This is a genomic window from Erythrobacter sp. (genome assembly GCA_019739335.1).
Lineage (GTDB): Bacteria > Pseudomonadota > Alphaproteobacteria > Sphingomonadales > Sphingomonadaceae > Alteraurantiacibacter.
On the sequence record CP073261.1, the window covers coordinates 3,138,795 to 3,161,369 of the forward strand.

Sequence of the window (22,575 nt, forward strand, 5' to 3'; positions counted from 1 at the left end):
GTATGCGGAGCCGCGCTCAGATCAGCCCTGCCAGCGCGTCGATATCGTCCATCCCTACCACGCTCGTCACCGTGGCATCGGGCGCGATCTTGCGGATCATCGGGCCGAGCACTTTGCCGCCCAGTTCGACGAAGTGCGTGATCCCGGCCTCGTGCATCGCCAGCACGGACTCGCGCCAGCGCACCCGTCCGGTGATCTGTTCGACCAGCAGTCGCCGCTGCTCTTCCGGATCGGTGACTGCGGCGGCGGTGACATTGGCGTAAACCGGCAGGCGGAACGCACCGGGCGGCGTCGTTTCCAGCGCGCCAGCCATCCGCAGAGCGGCAGGCTGCATCAGCGAACAGTGGAACGGCGCCGATACGGGAAGTTTAATCGCCCGTTTGATGCCGTGCTCCTTGGCCAACTCCACCGCCCGATCGATGGCAGATAGATGGCCGGACAGCACCACCTGCCCCGGATCGTTGTCATTGGCGACTTCGCAAACGCTCGCTTGCGCTCCCGGAAGGGGGCCCTGCGCCGCCGCATCGGCCAGCGCCTGCGCCTTTTCCAGATCAGCCCCCAGTAGCGCGCACATGCCGCCCACGCCGATGGGCACTGCATCCTGCATGGCGATCCCGCGAATGCGTAGCAGCTTGGCGGTGTCAGTGAGACTGAACGCGCCCACGGCAGCGAGCGCGGAATACTCCCCGAGCGAATGCCCTGCCACCGCCTCGCCCTTCTCCGCCAGCGCAATTCCACCTGCTTCCAGCACCCGCGCCACGGCGAGAGCATTGGCCATGATCGCCGGCTGGGCATTGGTGGTCATGGTCAGTTCGCTTTCCGGCCCCTCCTGCATCAGAGCGAACAGCTTCTGCTTCAGCGCCTCGTCCACTTCGCCGAACACCTCGCGCGCAACTGAACTGGCCTCGGCCAGCTCCGCGCCCATGCCGACTTTCTGGCTGCCCTGTCCGGGGAAAACGAATGCGATCATGTGTAGTCCTCTTGAATGGTTCGTCCGAATGGGACGATGGCGTTGTCCGCATCATGGCCGATATCGGCGCGGCCGAGATAGGGTATGCCCGTTTTGGTGCACCAGTAACGGGTGATGTCTTCTTCTGTGGAACCGAAGGGACGATCGTTCTCCGGCACGTCGGACACACGACCCAGACGGATACCCGTCGCGCCTCTCAGGTGCTGGGTGACGTGGAAAAACAGCCGGTCCACCGCATACAGATGCTCGGCCACTTCCTCCACCAGCACGACATGGCCGGTGAGATCGGGCATCAGTTCGGTGCCCGCGAGCATGGCCAGCGTCATCAGGTTGAAGGCGACCGTGGGCCGTTCGTCCAGTCCTGATTCCAGCAGTACCGGCTGACCGGACAGATAGCTCAGCACGCGGCGGGCGGCATCCTCGCCGCCCTCGCGGCGCACATCCCCGGCGAGCGGCCCGTGAACGGGCCTGCCGATCCCGTGCCGGTAGAGCGCGCCGAGCAACATTCCGGCGTCTGAGTATCCAAGATAGGTCTTACCCTGCGCATGTTCGCCCAGCCCGGCAATAGCATCCGCAGCGATCCGGCAAGCGCCATAACCACCCATGGCGAACCATACCGCATCGACCTGCGGATCGTTGGCGACTTCGAGGAAGGCCGCCAGCCGCGTGGCGTCATCGCCCGCGAAATGGCCGGCCTCTGCGAAGCACTGCGGGTGGAATGCCAGCTCAACCTGCGGAAAATCCGCCGCCGCCAGCGCCAGCACGGCATCGGCGCGGTCATGGCGGATCGGCTTGCCGGGGCAGACGAGAGCGATGCGGGTCATGCGGTGGCCTTAGCTTCGAACGGCGGTGGCGCGAAGGCGGCAATTGCGCTTTTGCGCAGGGGAGTGATGGATGCACGCGGAGACGCAGAGACGCGGAGGGGCATGGCCGCGCCGAAGGCGCTGTAAAGAATTACACTCACAGAGCGCATAATGGAACAAGCGCCTTCGGCGCGATTGCACTCCTCCGCGTCCCCGCGTCTCCGCGTGATCAAATCTTCACCCCAGAGGTGACGAACACCATTCCCATGGCTATCGCGCAACCATGACCGAAGCGAACCTAACAAAACCCTATTTCTTCTGCGGCATCGGCGGATCGGGGATGCTGCCGCTCGCGCAGATCGTGAACGGGCTCGGCGGCCAAGTCGCCGGTTCGGACCGCAGTTTCGACCAGAGCCGCACGCCGGAGAAATTCGCCGCGATGCAGGCGCAGGGGTTCCACCTGTTCCCGCAGGACGGCAGCGGGATCACCTCGCCCGAGCAGATCCTCGTCGCCAGCGCCGCCATCGAGGATACGGTACCCGAAGTCGCCAAGGCGCGCGAATTGGGCTGCGAACGTCTCACCCGTGCCGAACTGCTCGCCCGCCTGTTCAACGCCGCGCCCTGTTCGCTGGCCGTGGGCGGGACGAGCGGCAAGAGCACCACCACCGCGATGCTCGGCTGGATCATGCACGCCGCAGGCCGCGCGCCGACGGTGATGAACGGCGCGGTGATGAAGAACTTCGTTACGCCCGAACACCCCTTCGCCAGCGCCGTCGTGGGCGATGGCAGTACCTTCGTTTCCGAAGTCGACGAAAGCGACGGCTCGATCACGCTGTACCGTCCCAGCGTGGCGCTGCTGCTCAATGTCAGCCTCGATCACAAGAGTATGGACGAATTGCGCGGGCTGTTCGGCGATTTTCTCGGCGCGGCAGGACGCGGGGTAGTGAATGCCGACAATCTGGAGGCATTCCGGCTGGTTGCAAAGGCCAGGGAGCCGCTGACCTTCGGGATCGACAACAGCTGCGCCGCGCTGGGCGTGGCAGACGGCAGCATGGCCGATGGACCGACCCAACAGGCGGCCTTGGTGGTGGATCGCCGCGACGGCTCCGAACACCCGCTGCGGCTCGCCATGCCGGGGCGGCACAACCTGTCGAACGCGCTCGCCGCGATTGCCGCCGCCAATGCAGCCGGAGTGCCGGTGGCGGAGGCCGTCGCCGCGCTCGCCGATTTCAAGGGCCTCGTCCGCAGGTTCGACATTATCGGCACTTCGGCCAGCGGCGTGACAGTGATCGATGATTTCGGCCACAACCCGGAAAAGGCCCGCGCCACCCTGCGCACCTTGAAGAGCCATCCGGGCCGCGTGATCGCTTTCTTCCAACCGCACGGCTACGGCCCGCTGCGGCAGATGGGTGCCGAACTGGCGGAGACTTTCGCGGGCGAACTCGGCCCCGAAGACCTGACGATCCTGTGCGATCCGGTCTATTTCGGCGGCACGGTGGACCGGACCGAAGGCAGCGAGCGGATCGTGGACCTGATCGCCAAGGCAGGAGGCCGTGCGCTCCACATCAACACTCGCGAAGGCTGCGGCGATTTCATTGTCGCCAACGCGAAGCCAGGAGACCGTGTGGTGATAATGGGCGCGCGGGATGATACTCTCACCACCTTCGCCGAAAGCCTTTTGCAACGATTGCAGGGCTAAAGTTCCTCCCCAACACCGCGAAGCACGGGGAGCAGCGCCAGCAATGCAGAAGAATTATCGCGCGGGCGGGGTCGGGTTGTTCGATGCCCTGCCCGGCACTTATCTCGTTTCCGCCTATTTCGACGATAACCAGGTCGATGTGGTCACCTGCAACGTGCTCGGCTGGCAGGTCGGCAATGACCGGCGGCTTACCCCGCTGTGCCTCGATGTACGCGCGGCGGATGACGAGGTGTGGTTCGTCGCCCATCCCGATGGCCGGGTGGAAAGCTCCGACGGGATGAGCTGGCCAACGCGGGACGCCTGGATCGCCGAGCAGCGCCGAAATTACCGCGCGGCGGCCTGATCCCTTTGGCGCGTCCTAGTACGCTGCTTCTTCGGTGTGCCCCAACCCGAGCACATTGTGCAGCACGAACACGATAATCGCACCCAGCACTAGCCCGACGATTGCGGACAGCCCGGCGAATGTCAGCCAGCCGAGTACACCGCCCAGCCCCCCGGCAACCACTTCCACCCAATGCTGCGCCTGATGGATCGCCGCTTCGGGGAACAGTATTCCCAACTCGTGCAGGCCGTGAATCACGATCCCGCCGCCTACCCACAGCATCGCTACAGTGCCCACCAGCGATAGAATTGTCAGCAGGTGCGGCATGGCATTGACGAGCATTCGCCCGAACTTGCGCCCCGCTTGTGTCATCGCCTCTTTCGCCAGATGGAGGCCCACATCGTCCATCTTTACGATCAGCGCCACCGCTCCATAAACCACCACAGTAATGATGATCCCGACCAAGCCCAGCACGCCTGCACGCACCAGCAGGGTTTCAGCTGCAACCTCGCTCAGGGTGATCGCCATGATTTCGCCGGACAGGATCAGGTCGGTGCGGATCGCGCCGCTAACGCGCTTCTTCTCGAACTCAACCGGGTCTTCGATCGGGCTTTCCAGGTTCTCCCCGTGCTTGGCCCCGCCAAGCTTCTCCAGCACTTTTTCCGCGCCTTCGTAACACAGGAATCCGCCGCCCAGCATCAGGATCGGAATGATCGCCCACGGGAGGAACTCGCTCAGCAGCAGGGCCGCAGGCAGCAGGATGACGAGCTTGTTGAAGAAGCTACCCTTGGCGATCTTCCAGATGATCGGCAACTCGCGCTTCGGAGATAGCCCGGTGACATAGCTAGGGGTCACAGCCGCATCGTCGATCACCACACCCGCGGTCTTGGACCCGGCACGCCCGGCGGCGGCGGCTATGTCATCCACGCTGGCGGAGGCCGCGCGGGCGATGATGGATACGTCGTCGAGAAGCGCGGCGAGGCCACTGGGCATGGAATTCTCCGATCGGGAAAGGTCGCTGGCAAGCTCTGCTAACGCACGGTGCGCCTGTCCAGTGCCTGCGATTCTATTGCACCCGAAAAATCGCAATCCGTACGGCCGGGACGGGATGATCCTGCGCCAGTTCCAGCCGCCCGACAAAGGCATTGCGGCCCAGCCACGCGAACTCCCCTAGCGGCGGTTCGAATTGCGGGTTGGTGTAGATCGGTCCCGGCGCTTCGCCAGCGGCAGGCGGGCAGATCGTTGCACGGTTGAGCACGTTGATCACCACCCCGTCCGTGGTCTCGATGAAATAATCCGCTTCCAGTTCAGTGCAGCCGTCGGTGCGGGTGAGTTGCCAGTCCCACGCGCCCGGTCGGATCGTGCCGGAAATCCGCTCGCCCTCCACCGTCCCACCGGTAATCGGAATGATCCGTCGCGGCCCGCGCCCGGTGAGGCCGAGGTCCTCCATCGGTCCGAGTTCGGCGGTAATGGTGAAGACATGCTCGAGCACCGGTGCCTCCTGCGCCATGGTGGGCGCGGCGATGAACATGGCAGTGGCGGCTAAGGCAATTCGCATTTCAGTTCCCCTCTCAGCCTCGTGCCATACCACGCTTGCATTCCACGCCAATCCCGCTATGTGCCCGGCTTCCGCGTCGCTGGGACTGAAGGCCAACATTGCGGAAATCAAGAAAGCCGGAGGGGCGCGTACGGAATTCGCCGTGCCAATGCCAGCGATCGGCATGAAATGAAAGGAAGCGCAGCATGGCTCTTTACGAGCACGTGTTCCTCGCGCGTCAGGATCTGAGCCAGGCTCAGGTTGACGCGCTTGCTGCCGGCGCCACGGAAATCGTGGAAAGCATGGGCGGCAAGGTCGTGAAGACCGAAACCTGGGGCCTCAAGTCCCTCACCTACAAGATCGACCGCAACCGCAAGGCGCATTTCGTGATGCTCAACATCGACGGGCCTGGCACGCTGGTGGCCGAGCTCGAGCGCCAGAACCGCATCAACGAAGACATCATCCGCTGGCTCACCGTCTCGGTAGACGAGCACGAGGAAGGCCCCTCTGTGATGATGCGCAAGAACGACCGCGACAAGAAGCGCCGGTCCGAACGTGAGGAGCGTTTCTGATGGCCCGTCCTTTCCACCGTCGTCGCAAATCCTGCCCGTTCGCGGCCAAGGATGCACCTGCCATAGATTACAAGGACACGCGCCTGCTGCAGGGCTTCATGTCCGAACGTGGCAAGATCGTGCCGAGCCGCATCACCGCCGTTTCCGGCAAGAAGCAGCGCGAGCTGGCCAAGGCGATCAAGCGCGCCCGCCACCTGGGCCTGCTGCCCTATGTCGTGAAGTGAGGGGAGCATAACCATGGATATCATTCTCCTCGAACGCATCGGCGGGCTCGGCTCGATCGGTGATGTCGTCACCGTGAAGGACGGCTACGCACGCAACTTCCTGTTGCCGCAGAAGAAGGCTCTTCGCGCCAACGATTCGAACCGGAAGGTTTTCGAAGCCAACCGGGATCGTCTCGAGACCGAGAACGTGCAGAAGCGCGATGCGGCTGCGAAGCAGGCCGAAACCGTTGCCGGTGCCGAAATCGTGCTGCTGCGCGCGGCTTCCAATGCTGGCCAGCTTTACGGCTCGGTCAACGTGCGAGACGTGGCGCAGGCTCTCAAGGAACAGGGCCACGATGTCGACAAACGTCAGGTCGTGATGGGCGCGCCGATCAAGACCATCGGCGTTTTCGAAGTGACCATTGCGCTGCACCCGGAAGTCGAAGTCACGATCAAGGCCAACGTCGCCCGTTCGGACGACGAAGCCGAATTACAAAGCAAGGGTGTCGACATCCTCGCCGCCGCCTTCGAAGAAGATCGTGGCGAAGCCGAAGGCTTCACCGAAGCCCTCGACCCCGACCGCGAACTTGGCGAGCTGCCGAGCGCGGACGAAGACGCTGCCGAGGGCGAAGCGAACGCCTGAAGCTGATTGCTTCTGCTGCAAAGAGACAAGTCGGGGCGCTGCCGGAAACGGTAGCGCCCCTCTTCGTTTGGGGGAAAATGTTACGACGCAACCGGACTACTCAGCCCGGAGGAGATAAGGAATTCAGTCCACCAGCATCAGCGCATCGAGCGCAATCACGCCCCCTGAAGCATTGGGCCCCGCAGGATAGACGATCACCGGATTGAGATCGATTTCGCGGATCGACGGATTGCCCGTCATTACCCGCCCGATCTGCACCACCAGCGCCGCCAGCGCATCGACATTGAGCGCCGGGCTACCGCGCCAGCCTGTCAGCAGCGGGGCCTGTTGCAGCGAGAGCAACCCTTCCTTCACCTGCTCGACCCCAAGATCGGGGGTGAACAGCTTAACGTCCTTGAGGATCTCTGCCGTCACCCCGCCAAAGCCCGCGAGCACCACGGGCCCCCATTCGGGATCGTGCTTGGCACCGACGATCATCTCGACACCCATCGTGCCCATCTTCTCGATCAGCACGCCGTCCAGCACGATCGTGGCATCGTAGGCGGCGACATTGCCGAACATCCGTTCGAACGCCGCGCACACATCGTCGGCGGACTTGAGGTTCAGGATCACCCCGCCCGCATCGCTCTTGTGGCCCAGCGCGGCAGCCTGTGCTTTCATTACCACCGGATAACCCAGAGCATCGGCAGCAGCAGCGGCTTCGTCCGCGCTTGCGGCGAAGGTGCTTTGCGGGAACGGGATGCCCAATGGCGCCAGCAATGCCTTGGCCCGATATTCCGGGACCACGCCATGCACATCGCCAAGTGACGGAATTGCCAGCGGCTCGCCAGAACGATCACTCAGGTCGCGCTTCGCCAGATCGGCCAGTCGGGCAATCGCGCGATAGGCGCGCTCGGTGCTGGCGAACCACGGGATGCCCACCGCGCGCAGTCCGTCGATAAAATGCTGTGGCACGTTCGCGCCCTCGTCCACCCCGGCGAAGACCAGCGGCTTGGCGAAGCTGTGCCCGTCGAGCACTTTCTGGATCGCGGGGAACTTGATCTGCGACGTGATCGGATCGGACTGGATGATGCTCGCCACCACGCAGCCGACGCGATCATCCTCCAGCAAGGCGGTGAGCAGGCGGGTGTAGATTTCTGGCTCGCTCAGGCCGATGGCGGTGATGTCCGTGGGATTGGAGACCGGCACGAAAGGCGGCAGCACCGCGCGCAGGACAGGGCTGTTGTCGTCATCGAGATGCAGCAGGTCGAGCCCGATTTCCTCGGCAATGTCGAAGGCGAGGCCGCGCAGCGCGCCGCTTTCGCCCAGCACCACCATGTTCGCTCCCGGCAGCGTCGGGCAGGTGAGCGCGATGGTGGTGATGTCCGCCAGTTCCTCCAGCGTTGCGGCGAAGATCACGCCTTCGCGCGCCAGCTTGGCCTGCATCAGCTTGAAATCGCCTGCCATTGCGCCGGTGTGCGTGGCAGCGCTGGCCTGCGCCTTGTCGCTCTTGCCCGGATGCAGCAAGACGATCGGCTTGCCCGCTGCGCGCGCCCGGCGGGCGGCGGCGATGAAGGCAGCGGGGCGGCGGAAGTTCTCGACATACATGGCGATGACGTGGGTGGCGGGATCGTCCACCAGCCACTCGACATAGTCCTCGACCCCGCTGGCCGCCTCGTTGCCGGTGGAAACCGAGGTGCTGACATAGCAGCCGCGCGGGTGCAGCGTGGTTGCGAGCACCGCCGCCAGCGCGCCCGACTGGCTGGCGATCCCCACCGCACGCGCGCCTTCCGGCGGGGTCTGCATGTTGATTTCGACGAAAGTGAGCGGCACCCGCGCGACGTAATTGGTGCAGCCGAGGCAGTTGGGGCCTTCGATGATCATGCCGTGTTCTTCGGCAATCCGCGCCAGTTCGGCCTGGTCCTTCGCGCCTTCCTCCCCCGCTTCGGAGAATCCGGCCGCATAGATCACCGCCGCGCCGCATCCCTTCTGCGCCAGTTGCCGCACCGTATCGATCACGAAGGCGCGGGGGATGGCGAGCACGGCGCAATCCACGCCTTCGGGCAGTTCCTCGACGCCCTTGCAGACCTTCAGCCCCAGCAATTCATCGCGCTTGGGGTTCACCGGATAGATGTCGCCCGCGAATTCGTACTGCACCAGGTTGTTGAGCAGGGTGCAGCCCAAGGCCCCGTGGCGATCCGACGCACCGATCACCGCGACCGATTTAGGGCGCAGCAGCCGGTCGAGCTGGGCATTGGTGAAGCGGCGGGTGGTGGTCATGTTGATCCTCGATCTGGCGCAATAGTCCCCCTCCCGCTTGCGGGAGGGGTCAGGGGTGGGGGCGAGCAAAGCGAGCCTTGCCGAAACAGGCCCACCCCCGGCCCCTCCCGCTAGCGGGAGGGGAGAAGAAAGCTCAATTCTTCCCCAAAGTGCTCTTGTCGAACACGCCCAGCCCCGGCTTGAAGGTCTTGGCATCGAGGAATTGGCGGGTCGCTTCCTTGCGGCTTTCCACGCCGCCGAACTGGTTGAGCGCTTCCTGCGCCCGGATCAGGTAATCCTCGGCATTGTCGTAGGTCATTTCCATCACCCGGCGCATCGCCCACTTGGTGGCGCGCAGGGCGTGGCTGTCCTTCTTCTTGAGCACTTCGCAGACTTCGACAACCCGCGCCTTCAACTGGTCGGCGGGGAGCGATTCGTTGACCATCCGCAATTCCGCAGCCTGCGGTCCGGTGAGGTTTTCGCCCATCATCGCGTGGTACATGGCATCGCGGAACGGCAGCAGCTCCGCCGCCACCTTGCTCGCGCCGCCGCCGGGCAAGATCGCCCAGTTGATTTCGGACAGGCCGAACTGTGCCTCATCCGAACAGAAGGCCAGATCGCAGGCGAACAGCGGGCCGTAGGCGCCGCCGAAGCACCAGCCGTTGATCATCGCCACGGTCGGCTTCTCGAACCAGCGCAGCCGTTCCCACCACGAATAGGCTTCGCGCTGATGCTTGCGCACTTGCGACAGGCCGATCTGCTCGGCTTCGCGGAAGTATTCGAGCAGGTCCATCCCCGCCGACCAGGCCGAGCCTTCGCCGGTGAGCACCAGCACCTGCACGTCGTCGCGGAATTCCAGTTCCTCGATGGTGATCAGCATCTGCCGGTTGAGCTTCGGGCTCATGCAATTGCGCTTGTCCGGGCGGTTGAAGCTGACCCAGGCAATGCCGTCCTCGACATGGCACTTGACGGTCTCTTCCTGCGGGCGGGGATCGGGCTGCGAGGGGGCTTTGGTTGCTTCGGCCATGATGCTCTCCTGAAATTTTTTGGGCCTGAATTTCCCGACGACTCGCGCCGAGTGCATTTGTTGGCCGCGATGTAGATTCGTGGATTGTTATGCGCAACAACAATCGCTATCACCTGCGCGATGGATGATCCGCTTTCGATTTACCCCGGCTATTCGCTGCGTCGCGCCGCCAATGCGACGGGGGCTGAACTGGCCGCGCGGCTGGCCGCGCTCGACCTGCGCCAGTCCGAAGCATCGGTGCTTCTGATCCTCGCCGCCCATCCCGAAATCACCGCCAGCGCGCTGGGCCGCAAGCTCGATATCCAGCGCGCCAACATGGTCCCGCTGCTGAAGCGGCTGGAAAGCGCCGGCCTGCTCGAAAAACACGCCATCGACGGCAAGTCGCAGGGCCTCGCCCTCACCCCCGCTGGCGCGACGCGCTGCGAGGAAGCGCGCGCGGTGATCGAGAACTTCGAAGCCGAACTGCTCACCCGCGTCCCGCCGGAACACCGCCAACATTTGCTCCCCGCACTCAACGCCTTGTGGAGCTGACGCTTCAGCCATAGGATCAACCATGCCCCGTACCCGCCTCTATTCGCTCGACGAGCTGGACGACATTCCCGGCACCATCGTCTTCAATGCCCGCCGCAGCCGCGAGGCCTATCACCTGCACAAGTTCTGCATGAGCCTGATGAAGGCCGAGAACCGCGCCGCCTTCAAGGCGGACGAGCGCGCCTATCTCGATCGCTACAAGATGACCGAGGAGCAGAAGCAGGGCGTACTCGCGCGCGATCTGGGGCGGCTGATCCAGCTGGGCGGGAACATGTACTTCCTCGTCAAGATCGCCAGCACCGACGGCTGGAGCGCGCAGAAGGCGGTCAGCTCGATGTCCGGCATGAGCGCTGAGGAATATGCGCAAATGATGCTCGACGGCGGGCGTTCGCCCGAGGGCCTGCGTTCGATCCGGGAGGGTAACTGATGGCCCGCATTACCGCCGGAATTGCCACCAGCCACGTGCCCGCCATCGGCGCGGCGATCGATCTGGGCAAGCAGGCCGAACCCTACTGGCAGCCGATCTTCGCCGGCTACGAATTCGTCAAGGAATGGGTGAAGGACAACACGCCCGACGTGGTGATCCTCGTCTATAACGATCACGCCTCGGCATTGATGCTCGATATCGTCCCCACTTTCGCGGTGGGCTTTGCAGAGGAATTCGAAAGCGCCGACGAAGGCTGGGGTCGCCGCCCGGTGCCAATCGTCAAGAACCACCTCGATCTCGCCGCGCATGTGGCCGAGCAGCTGGTGATCGACGAATTCGACATTACGCTCATCAACGAAATGGACGTCGACCACGGCCTTACCGTGCCGCTCAGCCTGGTGTTCGGCCAGCCGGAGGAATGGCCCTGCCGGGTAATCCCGCTCGCCGTCAACGTCACCCAGTTCCCCACCCCTTCGGGCGAACGCTGCTGGAAGCTGGGCGAGGCGATCCGCAATGCGGTGAAGACATTCCCGGAGGACCTCAAGGTGCAGGTCTGGGGCACCGGCGGGATGAGCCACCAGTTGCAGGGCACCCGCGCGGGGCTGATCAACGAGGAGTTCGACCGCCGCTTCATCGACCTGCTGGCGCACGAGCCGGAAGAACTGAAATACATCACCCGGCTGGAGTACCTGCGCGAAGCCGGGACCGAAGGCATCGAACTGATCATGTGGCTGATCATGCGCGCCGCGCTGGGATACGGCGTGGAGGAAAAGCACCGCTTCTACCGTGTGCCCGCGAGCAATACGGCGGTGGGGCATGTTGTCTATGAGGCGCGGAGTTAAGCCAGAATGCGCAAATTGATCTTGCCCTTGGCACTGCTCATTTCTGCTTGCTCGACCTCAAGCTTCGATAAAGCACCGCCGCGAGCGGCGGACTTGGCAGCGGGTGACGTAATTGCGGTCGGGCAACTTGAGAATCTTGGATACGAATCCGCCACTCAACCTGGTGACCTGTTGGGCTCTGGCGTGATGACCGCCAGATTTCATGTTGCGCGGGTAGAAATTGGCGAATTGCCGAACTCAAGCGTCGATGTAACTTACTTTGGCCATACCTATTTCCGCGAAGATGCAACTTTCCGATTTCATCTGCGACCCCGGCCCGAAGGGGGCTATCTGATTTGTAGGTCGCCCAATTCCGCCGGCTTCGTTTGCGACTAATTTTTGGACTAGCGAGAACCCATGACCACCCAACCCACTGCCGCCGATCAATCCGCCGACATCGCCCGCGTCTTTGCGCTCCAGCAGGCGCATCAGTGGGAAGTGAAGGCAAGCTCCGCCGCCGCGCGCCGTGCGAAATTGGAAAGGCTCAAAGCCGCCGTCGCCGCTCATACCGACGACATCATCGCCGCCGTGCTCAGGGACACGCGCAAGCCGGAGGGCGAGATTCGCGTTACCGAAGTGCTCAACGTGCTCGGCAACATCCAGCTCAATATCGACGAGCTGGAACAATGGATGCAGCCCACCGAAGTCACGCCGAGCAAGAACCCCGCCGACAAGGCGATGATCGTGCCCGAAGCGCGCGGGGTGTGCCTGATCCTCGGCCCGTGGAACTTCCCGCTCGGCCTCACGCTCGGACCCGTCGCGGCGGCGGTGGCGGCGGGGAACACGTGCATGGTTAAGCTGACCGACCTCTGCCCCAATGTCGCCAAGGTGGCCAAGACGATCATCGAAGAAGCCTTCGACGAAAACGAAGTCGCGGTGTTCGAAGGCGATGTTTCGGTAGCCGAGGCGCTGCTCGAACTGCCGTTCAACCACATTTTCTTCACCGGCTCCACCCGCGTGGGCAAGATCGTGATGGCGGCGGCGGCGAAAAACCTCGCCAGCGTGACGCTGGAGCTGGGCGGCAAGAGCCCGGTCATTATCGATGAAGGCGCGGACATCGCCCCCATCGCCGCCGCACTCGCCGGGGCCAAGCAGTTCAACGGCGGGCAGGCGTGCATCTGCCCCGATTACGTCTTCGTGCCCGAAGGGCGCCAGGCCGAACTGGTCGAAGGCTTCCGCGCCAATGTCGAAGCGAACCTCTACGGCTCGGGCGAACTGGACAAGAGCGCCATCGCCCAGATCGTCAACAAGGCGAATTTCGACCGGGTGAAGGGCATGGTGGACGATGCCGTTGCGCAGGGCGCGACGGTGGCCGTGGGCGGGCAGGTGGATGAAGGCGACCTGACGATCCACCCGACCATGCTCACCAATGTCACCCCGCAGATGACAATTTTGCAGGACGAGATTTTCGCGCCCGTTCTGCCGGTGATGACCTACGACAATCTCGACCAGGTGATCGATTACATCGCCGCGCGCGACAAGCCGCTGGCACTGTACATGTTCAGCCCCAGCGAGGAGAACATGGAGCGGGTGCTCCAGCGCACTTCGTCAGGCGGCGCCACGCTGAACGGGGTGTTCTCACACTATCTCGAAAACCGCCTGCCCTTCGGCGGCGTGAACGGCAGCGGAACCGGCAGCTATCACGGCTATTGGGGCTTCAAGGCCTTCAGCCACGAACGGGCGGTGTACCGGCATATGGCTCCGGCCTGAGCGGAGCCAGCCGCGCCCGGAACAGCGCGCGCAAGGCGACATGGCAGCCAACCGCCGCCATCGCGCCCACCACGCCGTCCAGCGCATAGTGCCAGCCCAGCGCAATCGACATGCCGAAGACCGTCAGGAAAGCGAGCAAGGCCAGAGGCAGCAGCCGCCGCGCGCTGGTCCAGACTGCGATCACCACCCATGTGCTGGTGGTGACATGCATGGACGGCATGGCGGAAATTCCGTTGCCCGCACCGGTGCTGCCGCTAGCGTAGAACTGCCAGAGGTAGTCGGCCACTCCCGCCGTTTCCGGATTGACCGGCATGGCGGCAAAGCGCGGGCCGTAACCCATCGCCTCGTAGAAGATCGGCCCCGCGGCGGGCAGCGCGGAGTGCACCAGCGGCGCAACCAGCGTCCACAGCACGAAATATCCCAGCAATACGGCAGAGCGATCGGGCGAGCTTGGCGCGGCGATTGCCAGCAGCAGCCCGAGCATGATCGAAAGGAACCACACCGGGTGATAGATCAGCCCGGCGGCGGGAAAGTTGAGCCATTGCAATAATGTCCACGGCTCATGCCCCAGGAACAGCGCCCCATCGAGATCGGCCAGCAGCGGATCGGCCCAGAACGGCACCAGCACATTGAGAAGCGGCTTGATCCACATGAAAGCGACCAGATTGAGCCCCGCGAGCGCCATGAACAGCCCCGCCCCGGCGATCCGCCAGTGGTTCGCGCGCACGAAGCGGATGGTGGCCGAAAGCGGGCTTTTCTCACCCTGCACCGCCATCGCCGCGAAGCCGAGGATTAAGCCCAGCACTGCACTCCCGGCGATCCATGCGGGCAGGATTCCCAATGCGGGCAGCAAATCGCTCGCCGCTGGCGTGTGCCACAAGGCAAACAGGATCGCCCCCGCTGTCAGCAGCAGGCAGGGAATGAACCAGTTGCGCTCGATCGTCACGGGCGCGGTGTTATCGGATCATGGTTAAGGTGGTGCTAAAGTCGCACGTCAGTGAGGAAAGCGCCTGTCAATTGTCCAGCGGGCTTGCCAGAATGGACTATTGCGAGGTAAATCGTCCCATGACGCCTGAAGCGAAACCGCCGACCAAGGATGTCGAGAGCTGGACCTCGGATGGCCTGGCGCGTCCCGAAGCGATCAGCCAGTGGCGCGAATGGGCCGCTTCCACCATCGCCCCGGTGGAAGTCGAGGTGTTCGATCCCAACGCTTTCGCCGCGCGCTGGACCAGCCACGGCATCGGTCAGTTGCGGCTGCTCCACCTCCACGCCCCGGCACAGCGGGTGACGCATACCGGGCTGGAAGGCAGCGCCGGTCGCGCCGCGCCCTCGATCCAGCTGGTCTATGCCCGCCAAGGCGCGCTCAAGACGACGATGCAGGGCAAACGATTCACCGTGGAGCCGGGGCAATTCGTGCTGGTGGACAATACCAAGTACTACCAGATGGAAATGGCGACGCCGCACGAAGCGCTTGACCTGATGATGCCCGCCGCCTGGCTGGAAAAGCACTTGCCCGATCCCGATGCCCTGCTGGCGCAGCCGATCAGCGCGCGCGGGGGCTGGGGTGCGCCGCTCGGTGCGCTGCTGGAAACGATGGCGGACGGGCTGGACAACGCCCCCCTCCCCCGCCCGCTGATCGCCGAGCAGGTCGGCAGCCTGCTGGCGCTCGCCACCGGTTTTCACGAACCGGGCGAAAGCACTCGCCATCGCGGGCAACTGGCGCGGCGGATCCTGCGGCGGATCGAAAGCGACTATGCCGATCCCGATCTCGGCCCGGAAAAGGTAGCGGAAGATTGCGGTATCTCGAAGCGCTATCTGCAAACGCTGCTGGCGGGCAGCGGCACCAGCTTCGTGCAGGAACTGAACGCGATGCGGCTGGACCGCGCGGGTGACCTGCTGATCGATCCGCGTGCGCGCAGCCTCTCGGTCGCCGATATCGCCTATCGCACCGGCTTTCTCGATCCGGGCTATTTCACGCGCCTGTTCCGCAAGCGCTTCGGCATTACGCCGAGCCAGTGGCGCGCGGGCCATGCGCCGAACAACTGAACGGGATCGGGCAGGAAGCGTGAAATTGGTGTTTGCCGTAGTGCTGCTGGGAGTGCTCGCGTTGGGCATATCCTACGCCGTTTCGCCCCTGCGCACCTTCAACGCGCTGGTGCCCAAGGATGCAGGCAGCCGGAAAATCGTGGATGGCATCGCCTATGGCACGGGAGAGCGGCGCATGCTGGATATCTATGCTCCGGTGGATGCAGCCAACATCCCGCGCCCGGTGATCGTCTGGTTCTACGGCGGCAGCTGGAATTCGGGCAGCCGCCACGGTTACGACTTCGCCGCGCGGGCGCTGGCGGCGCAGGGGTTCGTTGTCGTCGTGCCCGATTACCGTTTAGTGCCGGAAGTGCATTTCCCCGGTTTCGTGGAAGATGGCGCGGCCGCAGTGCGCTGGGTCCGGGCGAATATCGGCGAGCATGGCGGCGATGGCGAGCGGATCGTCCTCGCCGGGCATTCGGCGGGTGCCTATATCGCCGCGATGCTGGCTAACGATCCGCGCTGGCTGGGCGATGATCGCGCCGCAGTGGCGGGCATGGTCGGGCTGGCAGGTCCATACGATTTCGTGCCCTTCGATACTGATTCCTCGATTGCGGCCTTTGGCGACTGGCCCGAAGCCGCCGACACCCAGCCGATTACCTTCGCCGATGCCAGCGCCCCACCGGCGCTGCTGCTGACGGGTGAGGACGACACCACCGTCAAGCCGCGCAACAGCGCAGCTCTCGCGGCCCGGCTCAAGGCAGCCGGGGTCGAGGCCGAAGTGGTGCGCTATGCCGGGGTGGACCATATCGACGTGGTGATCGCCCTCGCCCGCCCCCTGCGCAGCCGCGCGCCAGTGCTGGAGGATATGGCCCGCTTCACCCGCCGGGTCACGACCCCACAATAAGACAAAATCGCTATCGCATTCATCCCACTCGCCCTGCGCGCGAATCCTTTGCCCTTGCCCCTCGCAAGGCATAGCATCCCGCTCAATCCCGAGCCCCAGGCGAGACGGCGAAAAGCCGCCGCCGCTCGGGTCGCATACGAGAGGATGCATGATGCCCGAAGCCAAAAGCTTTCCGCTGCCGTCGAGCGTGGCGGTGACCCCCGGTACCGAAGCGGCACAGGCCGCCTATCCCTACTACTGCCAGTTCGTGCCCGAGGATGACGAGCGGTTCTGGTTCTACAATTCGATGCACTTCCCTGAACCGATGCATCATTTCGACATGATCACGGCAGAGGCCGCCTATTGCGCGCTGGGGGCGTTCAATACCCGCGTGCATGTGCTGCCGACCACCAAGGGCATCGATCACCGCATCATCAACGGGCGCGTGTTCATCGGCGGGGTGCCGGTCACCGATCCGGAGGAAGTCGCTGCCCGCGTGGTCGAATTCCAGCAGCGCGGATTCTATTACTACGAGCACTGGGAAGAGCTTTACGCCAGCTGGAAAGTGAAGATGAAGACGTTGATCGCGGAGGCGCAGGCGCTGCCCGATCCCTCGCTGCCCGAACTGGAGCCGATCGAGACGACGCATACCGGCAAGGGCGTCGCTGCCAATCACGCGCTGATAGATACCTACCGGAAGACGCTAGAAGGCTATTTCCGGATGTGGCACCACCACTTCGAATTCCTGCTGCTAGGCTACGGCGCGTACCTGACCTTCTTCGACTTCTGCAAGAAGGCCTTCCCGGAGATTTCCGACCAGGCGATCAGCCGGATGGTGGCGGGAATGGAAGCGGAAATCTTCCGGCCGGACGAAGAGATCAAGCGCCTTGCCCGCCGTGCGGTAGAACTGGGGGTGGACGACCAGTTCACTTCCGGGATGGACATCGCGCAGGTGCTGGCCGATCTCGACGCGCTGGGCGATCACGGCAAGGAATGGCTGGTCGAGCTCGATACCAGCCGCAACCCGTGGTTCAACGTCAATGTCGGCGACGGCTTCTACCATTATCACCGCAGCTGGAACGACGACCTGTCGATGCCCTTCTCCGCCCTGCCCGGCTATATCGCCAAGGTGAAGGCTGGCGAGAATATCGAGCGGCCGATGGAACGGCTGATCGAGGAGCGCGAGGCGCTGGTCGCCGACTATCGCGAACTGCTCGATACCGAGGAGGACCGGGCGACCTACGATCAGTTGATCGGACTCGCACACCGGGTTTTTCCCTATGTCGAAGGGCATAAGTTCTACTGCGAGCATTGGTACACGAACCTGTTTTTCAACAAGATCAGGGCGTTCGGTACCCTGCTGGTGGAACACGGCTTCTTCGAGCACGAGGAGGACGTGTTCCACCTCACCCATTACGAACTCGAAAGCGCGATCGTCGATCTGATGCTCGCCTGGTCCAGCGGGTCGCCGCCGCTCGGGCCGAAGCGCTGGCCCGCGATTGTCGAACAGCGCAAGGCGGCGATTGCGGTCTGGGCGGAGGAGACGGTGCCCCCTGCGCTCGGTCATGTGCCCGATGTGATCGACGATCCGGCCATCGTGATGCTGTGGGGGATCACCCGCGACAATCTCGATGCCTGGCTGTCCGATGGCGAAGGCGATCCCAACGAGCTGAAGGGCTTTGCTGCCTGTTCGGGCGTGGTCGAAGGCATCGCGCGGGTGGTGAAATCGGCGAAGGAAATCGACCGCATTCAGCAGGGCGATATCCTTGTCTGTCAGGTCACCAATCCCACGTGGTCGCCGCTGTTCCAGCGGATCAGCGCGGCGGTTTCCGATATCGGCGGCTCGATGAGCCACATGGCGATTGTCGCGCGCGAGTACGGCCTGCCTGCCGTGGTCGGCACCGGTTCGGCGACGCAGAAGATCAAGGACGGCGCGCGGATCAGGGTGGATGGTGGCAAGGGGACGGTGACTATCCTCGAACAGCCTGCCGAGGTCGAGCGCGCGCTGGAGGACGCCTGAACCATGCAGGCAGTGGCATGGTTCGCCGATGTCGGCATTGCCGATCGCCCGACCGTGGGCGGCAAGGGCGGTTCGCTCGGCGAACTGACGCAGGCGGGCATCGCCGTGCCGCCCGGCTTCGTCGTGACGACTGCCGCGTTCGAGCAATTCCTCGCGCTGCTCGAAGCCAACGCGCCGCTGCGCGAACTGGTCGAAGGCCTCGATCCCAACGACCTGGGCGCCGCCACCAAATTGTCCGAACAATTGCGCGCACTGGTGCTGGAAGAACCAATGCCCGACGACCTCGATACCGCCCTCACCCAGGCGCACCAGCAGCTCTGTGCCGATAACCAGCCCGTTGCCGTCCGCTCATCCGCGACCACGGAGGATGCCGAGGACGCCAGCTTTGCCGGTTTGCAGGACACCTTCCTCTGGGTACTCGATGCCGCTTCGATGGTGCAGAAGGTGCGCGAATGCTGGGCCAGCCTCTATTCGGTTGAGAGCATGACCTACCGTCGCAAGCACGCGATTCCCGAAGCGCAGGTGGCGATGGCGGTGGTGGTGCAGCGGATGGTCGATGCCAAATGCGCAGGGGTGATGTTCACCCGCTCGCCCACCACGGGGGACAAGTCGGTTATCACGATCGAGGGTGCCTGGGGTCTCGGCAGCGCGGTCGTTTCGGGCGAGGTCACGCCCGACAAATGGGTGCTGGGGAAGATCACCGGAGAAATTTCCGCCCGCGACATATCGGACAAGCACGCCCGGCAGGTCCCTGCTCCCGGTGGCGGAATCGTCGAGGTGGAGAACGATGCGGACCTCCGCCATTCCCCCTGCCTCACCGATGACGAACTGATGGCCCTGCGCGAAGTCGGCCGCAAGGTGGAGCGGCATTACGGCAAGCCGCAGGATATCGAATGGGCGGTGGACAAGGCGGGCGGCGTGGTCCTGCTCCAGTCACGCCCGGAAACGGTTTGGGCGGTGAAAGATGCCCAGGCAAAACCCGTTGCTCCGCCGAGCGACAACCCGCTCGCGCACGTGATGGGCATTTTCGGCGGGGGCGCGCGCCCATGACTTCTGGACCGAGCCTGACCGGCAAGGACATCGCCGAAATCGCCCGCCTGCTCGACGCGAGCCATTTCACCGCGCTCGACCTGCAACTGGGCGAGATGAAACTGCGGATTCGGCGTGAGGGTGCGCGGGAGGAGGAATACCCACCTCAGCGAGTCCCCGCGAAGGCGGGGACCTCAGGCGAAGATGCACCAGATCCCCGCCTGCGCGGGGATTCAGTGAAGGATCAAGCGGCAGAAGCAGGCGCAGGCGAAGTCGACGTCATCGCCCCACTGCTCGGCAACTATTACGCTGCGCCCCGTCCCGGCGAAGACCCCTTCGTGCAGGTGGGCGACCGGGTTGGGGAAGACACCGTGATCGCCATCATCGAAGTGATGAAGCTGATGAACTCGGTCCGCGCAGGGGTTTCCGGCACGGTCACGGCGGTGCTGGTGGAGAATGGCTGCGCGGTTGAGGCTGGGCAGGCGCTGATCCGGGTGAGGGCTGACTGATGACCTTCGCTACGCCCACCCTCCTCGTCACCCCGGACTTGATCCGAGTCCCGCTTTTCTGCGGCACTCACAAGGTAGCGGGACCCCGGGTCAAGCCCGGGGTGACGTAAGGAAATAGACGAAATGGCCCGTATAGACATCGTCGAAACCTCCTTGCGCGATGGCAACCAGTGCCTGTGGGGGGCGACCGGGATCGACACCGCCAAGACGCTGACCGTAGCACCCGCCATGGAACGCGCAGGTTATCGCGCGATTGATTTCACCACCTCGACCCACATGGGTGTGGCGGTGCGGTTCAAGCAGGAAGACCCGTGGGAACGCATCCGGGCGATGGCGGAGATCTGCCGCAAGACGCCGCTGCAATTCCTCAGCACCGGCTTCCGTTTCATCGCCTGGGAAACCGCCACCCCGGATTTCATGGAACTGGCCTTCCGCACATTGGCGCGCAACGGCATCCGCCGCTTCGCCCTCGCCGATCCGATGAACGATGCCGCGTCGAACGCCGAAGTCGCGGGCATGGTGAAGCGCGCGGGCGGCGAACAGGTGGTCGGCGCGCTGGTCTATTCGATCAGCCCGATCCATGACGATGCGCACTATGCCGCCGCCGCGCGGACGATGGCGGCCTGCCCGCATATCGATGCGCTCTACATCAAGGACCCCGGTGGCCTGCTCACCCCCAAGCGCGCGGGCACGCTGATCCCGGCGATCCTCGCCGAAATCGGCGATATGCCGCTGGAACTGCACAACCACTGCACCATCGGCCTTGCCGAACCCGCCTGCCTCGAAGCCGCCGATCTGGGCGTGGCAGCGGTGCAATGCGCCAGTGGCGGCGCGGCGGACGGCACCAGCAATCCGCCGATCACCCGCATGATCGCCAACCTGCGCGCGGCGGGCCACACCGTCGATGTCGATGACGAAGCGGTGGAGGAAGTCTCCGCCTTCTTCACCGCGATGGCGGCGGCGGAAGACCTGACCACCGGCTCGCCGCGCGCGTTCGACGCTGCCTATTTCCAGCACAACCTGCCCGGCGGCATGGTTGGCACCATGCGGCGCCACTTGGCCGATCACGGCTGCCCCGAAAAGGAAGGCGCGGTTATCGAGGAAATGGGCCGCGTGCGCCGCGAACTGGGCTGGCCGATCGTGATGACCCCTTTCGCGCAGATGCTGCAAACGCAAGCGGTGATGAACGTGACCGCTGCCGAGCGCTGGAGCGTGATCCCGGACGAGATCATCCGCTTCGCCATTGGCCGGTTCGGGCGGCCCAATGCGCCGGTCGATCCGGATGTGATGGACCGGATCATGGCCAACCCGCGCACCAAGCAGTTGCAGGAAGAGACCGGCATGGCCGACGTCAAGACGCTGCGCAGCAAGCTGGGCGAGCGGCTCTCCGAAGAGGAATTCCTGCTGCGCGCGACCATGCCGGAGAACCTGGTCGAAGCGATGCGCAAGGCCGGACCAGCCGAACGCGCTTACGAACCGCGCAAGATCCCGCTGATGAACCTGCTGCGCGACCTCCTCGCCCGCACCGATCTGGACGAGGTAAACATCGAAAAGGGCGACATGAAGCTGGAACTGCGGGTGTGAGGCTTTGGCCAGACCGTCATTGCGAGGAGCCGAAGCGACGCGGCAATCCATCTCCGGCCGTATCGAGATATCGCGAGGGCAGGTGATGGATTGCTTCGCCTACTGCTCGCAATGACGAAAAGGTGAATCTCCATGCGCACACCCAAGGGCTTCATGTTCGATCTCGACGGAACGCTGATCCTCTCGAACCGCTCGCTCGGCGGCTACACCGCCATTCCCGGCGCGAAGGAGGCGCTGGAGGAACTCGACGCGCTTGGCATTCCGTGGATCGCGCTCACCAACGGCAGCGCCTTCGCGAGCGACGTGCAGGCGCCCAAGCTGCGCGCGGTCGGCCTGCCGGTGGCGGACGAACGGCTGTTCACACCCAATTCGGTGGCCGCCAGGGTGATTGCGGATCGCGGCTATCAGCGGGTGCTGGTGCTCGGCAATGCCGGAGTGATCGCGGCGCTCGAACAGCTCGGCGTCACCTGCGTCGGCCCTGACGCGGCGGACCACGCGGGCTGCGACGCGGTCTATGTCGCCTGGCATCCGGACTGCTCGATGCCGCACCTCCACGCCGCCTGCGAGGCAGTGCTGGACAACGGCGCGGCGCTGCTCACCGCGTCGGACGTGCCGTTCTTCGCCACCCGCGAGGGGCGCAGCTTTGGCTATTCGTGTGCGATCAACGGGGCGATCGCGCGGGTGACCGGGTCCGAGCCCGAAGCGACCGGCAAGCCCTCCGCCCACGCGATGGCCTTCGTCGCCGCCCAAATGGGCCTAGCGCCCGAAGATGTCGCCATCGTCGGGGACGACGCCAAGGCGGAAATGCAGATGGCGCAGGAAGGCGGGGCCATCGGCATTGCCGTCACCAGCGGCTCGACGAGCGCGGAGCAATGGGCGAGCCAGGTGCCCGAACGCACGCCGCATCTGGTGATCGATAGCGTGGGCGATCTGGTGGCGGCCTGCGGCTTGCGGTAACG

At 64.3% G+C, this 22,575-nt stretch carries 24 protein-coding genes; 17 read left to right on the forward strand and 7 right to left on the reverse strand.

The genetic code is table 11. From position 1 onward, the window contains the following. Positions 1 to 16 precede the first annotated feature (16 nt). Both fabD and JY451_15355 read right to left on the reverse strand, forming a co-directional pair. Positions 17 to 970 carry an ACP S-malonyltransferase gene (gene fabD, locus JY451_15350; protein ID QZH74995.1) on the reverse strand — a complete coding sequence of 318 codons (954 nt, stop codon included), beginning with the start codon at positions 968 to 970 and terminating at the stop codon, positions 17 to 19. Beyond that, on the reverse strand, positions 967 to 1,794 hold the full coding sequence (locus JY451_15355) for an LD-carboxypeptidase (GenBank protein ID QZH74996.1): 828 nt from the start codon (positions 1,792 to 1,794) through the stop codon (positions 967 to 969). The genes fabD and JY451_15355 overlap by 4 nt, the downstream gene beginning before the upstream one ends. Before the next feature lie 262 nt (positions 1,795 to 2,056). Between JY451_15355 and JY451_15360 the strand changes: the two genes are divergently transcribed. Both JY451_15360 and JY451_15365 read left to right on the forward strand, forming a co-directional pair. Continuing rightward, complete coding sequence (locus JY451_15360; GenBank protein QZH74997.1) at positions 2,057 to 3,472, forward strand: UDP-N-acetylmuramate--alanine ligase; 1,416 nt, start codon at positions 2,057 to 2,059, stop codon at positions 3,470 to 3,472. A gap of 43 nt (positions 3,473 to 3,515) precedes the next feature. Further along, positions 3,516 to 3,815, forward strand: coding sequence for a hypothetical protein (locus JY451_15365; GenBank protein QZH74998.1), 300 nt, complete (start codon positions 3,516 to 3,518; stop codon positions 3,813 to 3,815). 15 nt (positions 3,816 to 3,830) lie between these two features. Here JY451_15365 and JY451_15370 read toward each other — a convergent pair whose 3' ends face one another. Next, positions 3,831 to 4,787 (reverse strand): DUF808 domain-containing protein, encoded by a 957-nt coding sequence (locus JY451_15370; protein ID QZH74999.1) that lies wholly within the window; start codon positions 4,785 to 4,787, stop codon positions 3,831 to 3,833. 73 nt (positions 4,788 to 4,860) lie between these two features. Further along, on the reverse strand, positions 4,861 to 5,352 hold the full coding sequence (locus tag JY451_15375; GenBank protein ID QZH75000.1) for a DUF3237 family protein: 492 nt from the start codon (positions 5,350 to 5,352) through the stop codon (positions 4,861 to 4,863). 185 nt (positions 5,353 to 5,537) lie between these two features. Between JY451_15375 and rpsF the strand changes: the two genes are divergently transcribed. From rpsF to rplI, 3 genes are read left to right on the forward strand one after another with little or no spacing between them, the layout of a single operon-like run. Beyond that, positions 5,538 to 5,903 (forward strand): 30S ribosomal protein S6, encoded by a 366-nt coding sequence (gene rpsF, locus JY451_15380; GenBank protein ID QZH75001.1) that lies wholly within the window; start codon positions 5,538 to 5,540, stop codon positions 5,901 to 5,903. Beyond that, on the forward strand, positions 5,903 to 6,127 hold the full coding sequence (locus tag JY451_15385) for a 30S ribosomal protein S18 (protein ID QZH75002.1): 225 nt from the start codon (positions 5,903 to 5,905) through the stop codon (positions 6,125 to 6,127). The genes rpsF and JY451_15385 overlap by 1 nt, the downstream gene beginning before the upstream one ends. 13 nt (positions 6,128 to 6,140) lie before the next feature. Continuing rightward, positions 6,141 to 6,749 (forward strand): 50S ribosomal protein L9, encoded by a 609-nt coding sequence (rplI, locus tag JY451_15390; GenBank protein QZH75003.1) that lies wholly within the window; start codon positions 6,141 to 6,143, stop codon positions 6,747 to 6,749. 123 nt (positions 6,750 to 6,872) lie between these two features. Here rplI and JY451_15395 read toward each other — a convergent pair whose 3' ends face one another. Both JY451_15395 and JY451_15400 read right to left on the reverse strand, forming a co-directional pair. Beyond that, positions 6,873 to 9,008: an acetate--CoA ligase family protein gene (locus tag JY451_15395; protein ID QZH75004.1), complete on the reverse strand. Its 2,136-nt coding sequence runs from the start codon at positions 9,006 to 9,008 to the stop codon at positions 6,873 to 6,875. A 133-nt stretch (positions 9,009 to 9,141) separates the two neighbouring features. Further along, entirely contained in the window at positions 9,142 to 10,014 is an 873-nt protein-coding gene (locus JY451_15400; protein QZH75005.1) for a p-hydroxycinnamoyl CoA hydratase/lyase, read from the reverse strand. A 120-nt stretch (positions 10,015 to 10,134) separates the two neighbouring features. On the opposite strand from JY451_15400, the gene JY451_15405 reads away from it, so the two are divergent. The 5 genes from JY451_15405 to JY451_15425 are packed head-to-tail and all read left to right on the forward strand — an operon-like array spanning position 10,135 to position 13,563. Next, the gene (locus JY451_15405) at positions 10,135 to 10,545 is read left to right on the forward strand and encodes a MarR family transcriptional regulator (GenBank protein QZH75006.1); all 411 of its coding nucleotides are present in this window, start codon (positions 10,135 to 10,137) and stop codon (positions 10,543 to 10,545) included. Positions 10,546 to 10,567: 22 nt separating this feature from the next. Beyond that, positions 10,568 to 10,972, forward strand: coding sequence for a protocatechuate 4,5-dioxygenase subunit alpha (ligA, locus tag JY451_15410; GenBank protein QZH75007.1), 405 nt, complete (start codon positions 10,568 to 10,570; stop codon positions 10,970 to 10,972). Beyond that, positions 10,972 to 11,814, forward strand: a complete 843-nt coding sequence (locus JY451_15415; protein QZH75008.1) for a protocatechuate 3,4-dioxygenase — start codon at positions 10,972 to 10,974, stop codon at positions 11,812 to 11,814. Before ligA ends, JY451_15415 begins: the two co-directional genes overlap by 1 nt. A gap of 6 nt (positions 11,815 to 11,820) precedes the next feature. Next, complete coding sequence (locus JY451_15420; GenBank protein QZH75009.1) at positions 11,821 to 12,189, forward strand: hypothetical protein; 369 nt, start codon at positions 11,821 to 11,823, stop codon at positions 12,187 to 12,189. Positions 12,190 to 12,210: 21 nt separating this feature from the next. Next, a complete protein-coding gene (locus JY451_15425; GenBank protein QZH75010.1) occupies positions 12,211 to 13,563 on the forward strand; it encodes an aldehyde dehydrogenase family protein in 1,353 nt (450 codons plus the stop codon). Here the strand turns inward: JY451_15425 and JY451_15430 are convergent. Further along, positions 13,520 to 14,509, reverse strand: a complete 990-nt coding sequence (locus tag JY451_15430; protein QZH75011.1) for a phosphatase PAP2 family protein — start codon at positions 14,507 to 14,509, stop codon at positions 13,520 to 13,522. The genes JY451_15425 and JY451_15430 overlap by 44 nt on opposite strands. A 119-nt stretch (positions 14,510 to 14,628) precedes the next feature. Between JY451_15430 and JY451_15435 the strand changes: the two genes are divergently transcribed. The 7 genes from JY451_15435 (at position 14,629) to JY451_15465 (ending at position 22,573) form a co-directional block, all read left to right on the forward strand. Then, positions 14,629 to 15,609 carry a helix-turn-helix domain-containing protein gene (locus tag JY451_15435; protein ID QZH75012.1) on the forward strand — a complete coding sequence of 327 codons (981 nt, stop codon included), beginning with the start codon at positions 14,629 to 14,631 and terminating at the stop codon, positions 15,607 to 15,609. Continuing rightward, positions 15,593 to 16,495, forward strand: coding sequence for an alpha/beta hydrolase (locus tag JY451_15440; protein ID QZH75013.1), 903 nt, complete (start codon positions 15,593 to 15,595; stop codon positions 16,493 to 16,495). Before JY451_15435 ends, JY451_15440 begins: the two co-directional genes overlap by 17 nt. Positions 16,496 to 16,643: 148 nt before the next feature. After that, positions 16,644 to 18,494, forward strand: a complete 1,851-nt coding sequence (locus JY451_15445) for a PEP-utilizing protein mobile subunit (protein QZH75014.1) — start codon at positions 16,644 to 16,646, stop codon at positions 18,492 to 18,494. A 3-nt stretch (positions 18,495 to 18,497) separates the two neighbouring features. Next, positions 18,498 to 19,544: a phosphoenolpyruvate synthase gene (locus JY451_15450; protein QZH75015.1), complete on the forward strand. Its 1,047-nt coding sequence runs from the start codon at positions 18,498 to 18,500 to the stop codon at positions 19,542 to 19,544. Beyond that, entirely contained in the window at positions 19,541 to 20,032 is a 492-nt protein-coding gene (locus tag JY451_15455; protein QZH75016.1) for a biotin/lipoyl-binding protein, read from the forward strand. Before JY451_15450 ends, JY451_15455 begins: the two co-directional genes overlap by 4 nt. A gap of 123 nt (positions 20,033 to 20,155) precedes the next feature. Beyond that, on the forward strand, positions 20,156 to 21,616 hold the full coding sequence (locus JY451_15460; protein ID QZH75017.1) for a biotin carboxyl carrier protein: 1,461 nt from the start codon (positions 20,156 to 20,158) through the stop codon (positions 21,614 to 21,616). 132 nt (positions 21,617 to 21,748) lie between these two features. Further along, positions 21,749 to 22,573 (forward strand): HAD hydrolase-like protein, encoded by an 825-nt coding sequence (locus tag JY451_15465; protein ID QZH75018.1) that lies wholly within the window; start codon positions 21,749 to 21,751, stop codon positions 22,571 to 22,573. Positions 22,574 to 22,575 lie beyond the last annotated feature (2 nt).

Bases quoted from the DNA above. Each gene is read 5' to 3' on its own strand.
- JY451_15415 (QZH75008.1), top strand. From the start codon at position 10,972: ATGGCCCGCATTACCGCCGGAATTGCCACCAGCCACGTGCCCGCCATC.
- JY451_15445 (QZH75014.1), top strand. From the start codon at position 16,644: ATGATGCCCGAAGCCAAAAGCTTTCCGCTGCCGTCGAGCGTGGCGGTG.
- JY451_15360 (QZH74997.1), top strand. From the start codon at position 2,057: ATGACCGAAGCGAACCTAACAAAACCCTATTTCTTCTGCGGCATCGGC.
- JY451_15405 (QZH75006.1), top strand. From the start codon at position 10,135: ATGGATGATCCGCTTTCGATTTACCCCGGCTATTCGCTGCGTCGCGCC.
- JY451_15455 (QZH75016.1), top strand. From the start codon at position 19,541: ATGACTTCTGGACCGAGCCTGACCGGCAAGGACATCGCCGAAATCGCC.
- JY451_15385 (QZH75002.1), top strand. From the start codon at position 5,903: ATGGCCCGTCCTTTCCACCGTCGTCGCAAATCCTGCCCGTTCGCGGCC.
- JY451_15460 (QZH75017.1), top strand. From the start codon at position 20,156: ATGGCCCGTATAGACATCGTCGAAACCTCCTTGCGCGATGGCAACCAG.
- ligA (QZH75007.1), top strand. From the start codon at position 10,568: ATGCCCCGTACCCGCCTCTATTCGCTCGACGAGCTGGACGACATTCCC.
- JY451_15450 (QZH75015.1), top strand. From the start codon at position 18,498: ATGCAGGCAGTGGCATGGTTCGCCGATGTCGGCATTGCCGATCGCCCG.
- JY451_15395 (QZH75004.1), bottom strand. From the start codon at position 9,008: ATGACCACCACCCGCCGCTTCACCAATGCCCAGCTCGACCGGCTGCTG.
- JY451_15420 (QZH75009.1), top strand. From the start codon at position 11,821: ATGCGCAAATTGATCTTGCCCTTGGCACTGCTCATTTCTGCTTGCTCG.
- JY451_15370 (QZH74999.1), bottom strand. From the start codon at position 4,787: ATGCCCAGTGGCCTCGCCGCGCTTCTCGACGACGTATCCATCATCGCC.
- rplI (QZH75003.1), top strand. From the start codon at position 6,141: ATGGATATCATTCTCCTCGAACGCATCGGCGGGCTCGGCTCGATCGGT.
- rpsF (QZH75001.1), top strand. From the start codon at position 5,538: ATGGCTCTTTACGAGCACGTGTTCCTCGCGCGTCAGGATCTGAGCCAG.
- JY451_15465 (QZH75018.1), top strand. From the start codon at position 21,749: ATGCGCACACCCAAGGGCTTCATGTTCGATCTCGACGGAACGCTGATC.
- JY451_15425 (QZH75010.1), top strand. From the start codon at position 12,211: ATGACCACCCAACCCACTGCCGCCGATCAATCCGCCGACATCGCCCGC.
- JY451_15375 (QZH75000.1), bottom strand. From the start codon at position 5,352: ATGCGAATTGCCTTAGCCGCCACTGCCATGTTCATCGCCGCGCCCACC.
- JY451_15400 (QZH75005.1), bottom strand. From the start codon at position 10,014: ATGGCCGAAGCAACCAAAGCCCCCTCGCAGCCCGATCCCCGCCCGCAG.
- JY451_15365 (QZH74998.1), top strand. From the start codon at position 3,516: ATGCAGAAGAATTATCGCGCGGGCGGGGTCGGGTTGTTCGATGCCCTG.
- JY451_15355 (QZH74996.1), bottom strand. From the start codon at position 1,794: ATGACCCGCATCGCTCTCGTCTGCCCCGGCAAGCCGATCCGCCATGAC.
- fabD (QZH74995.1), bottom strand. From the start codon at position 970: ATGATCGCATTCGTTTTCCCCGGACAGGGCAGCCAGAAAGTCGGCATG.
- JY451_15435 (QZH75012.1), top strand. From the start codon at position 14,629: ATGACGCCTGAAGCGAAACCGCCGACCAAGGATGTCGAGAGCTGGACC.
- JY451_15440 (QZH75013.1), top strand. From the start codon at position 15,593: ATGCGCCGAACAACTGAACGGGATCGGGCAGGAAGCGTGAAATTGGTG.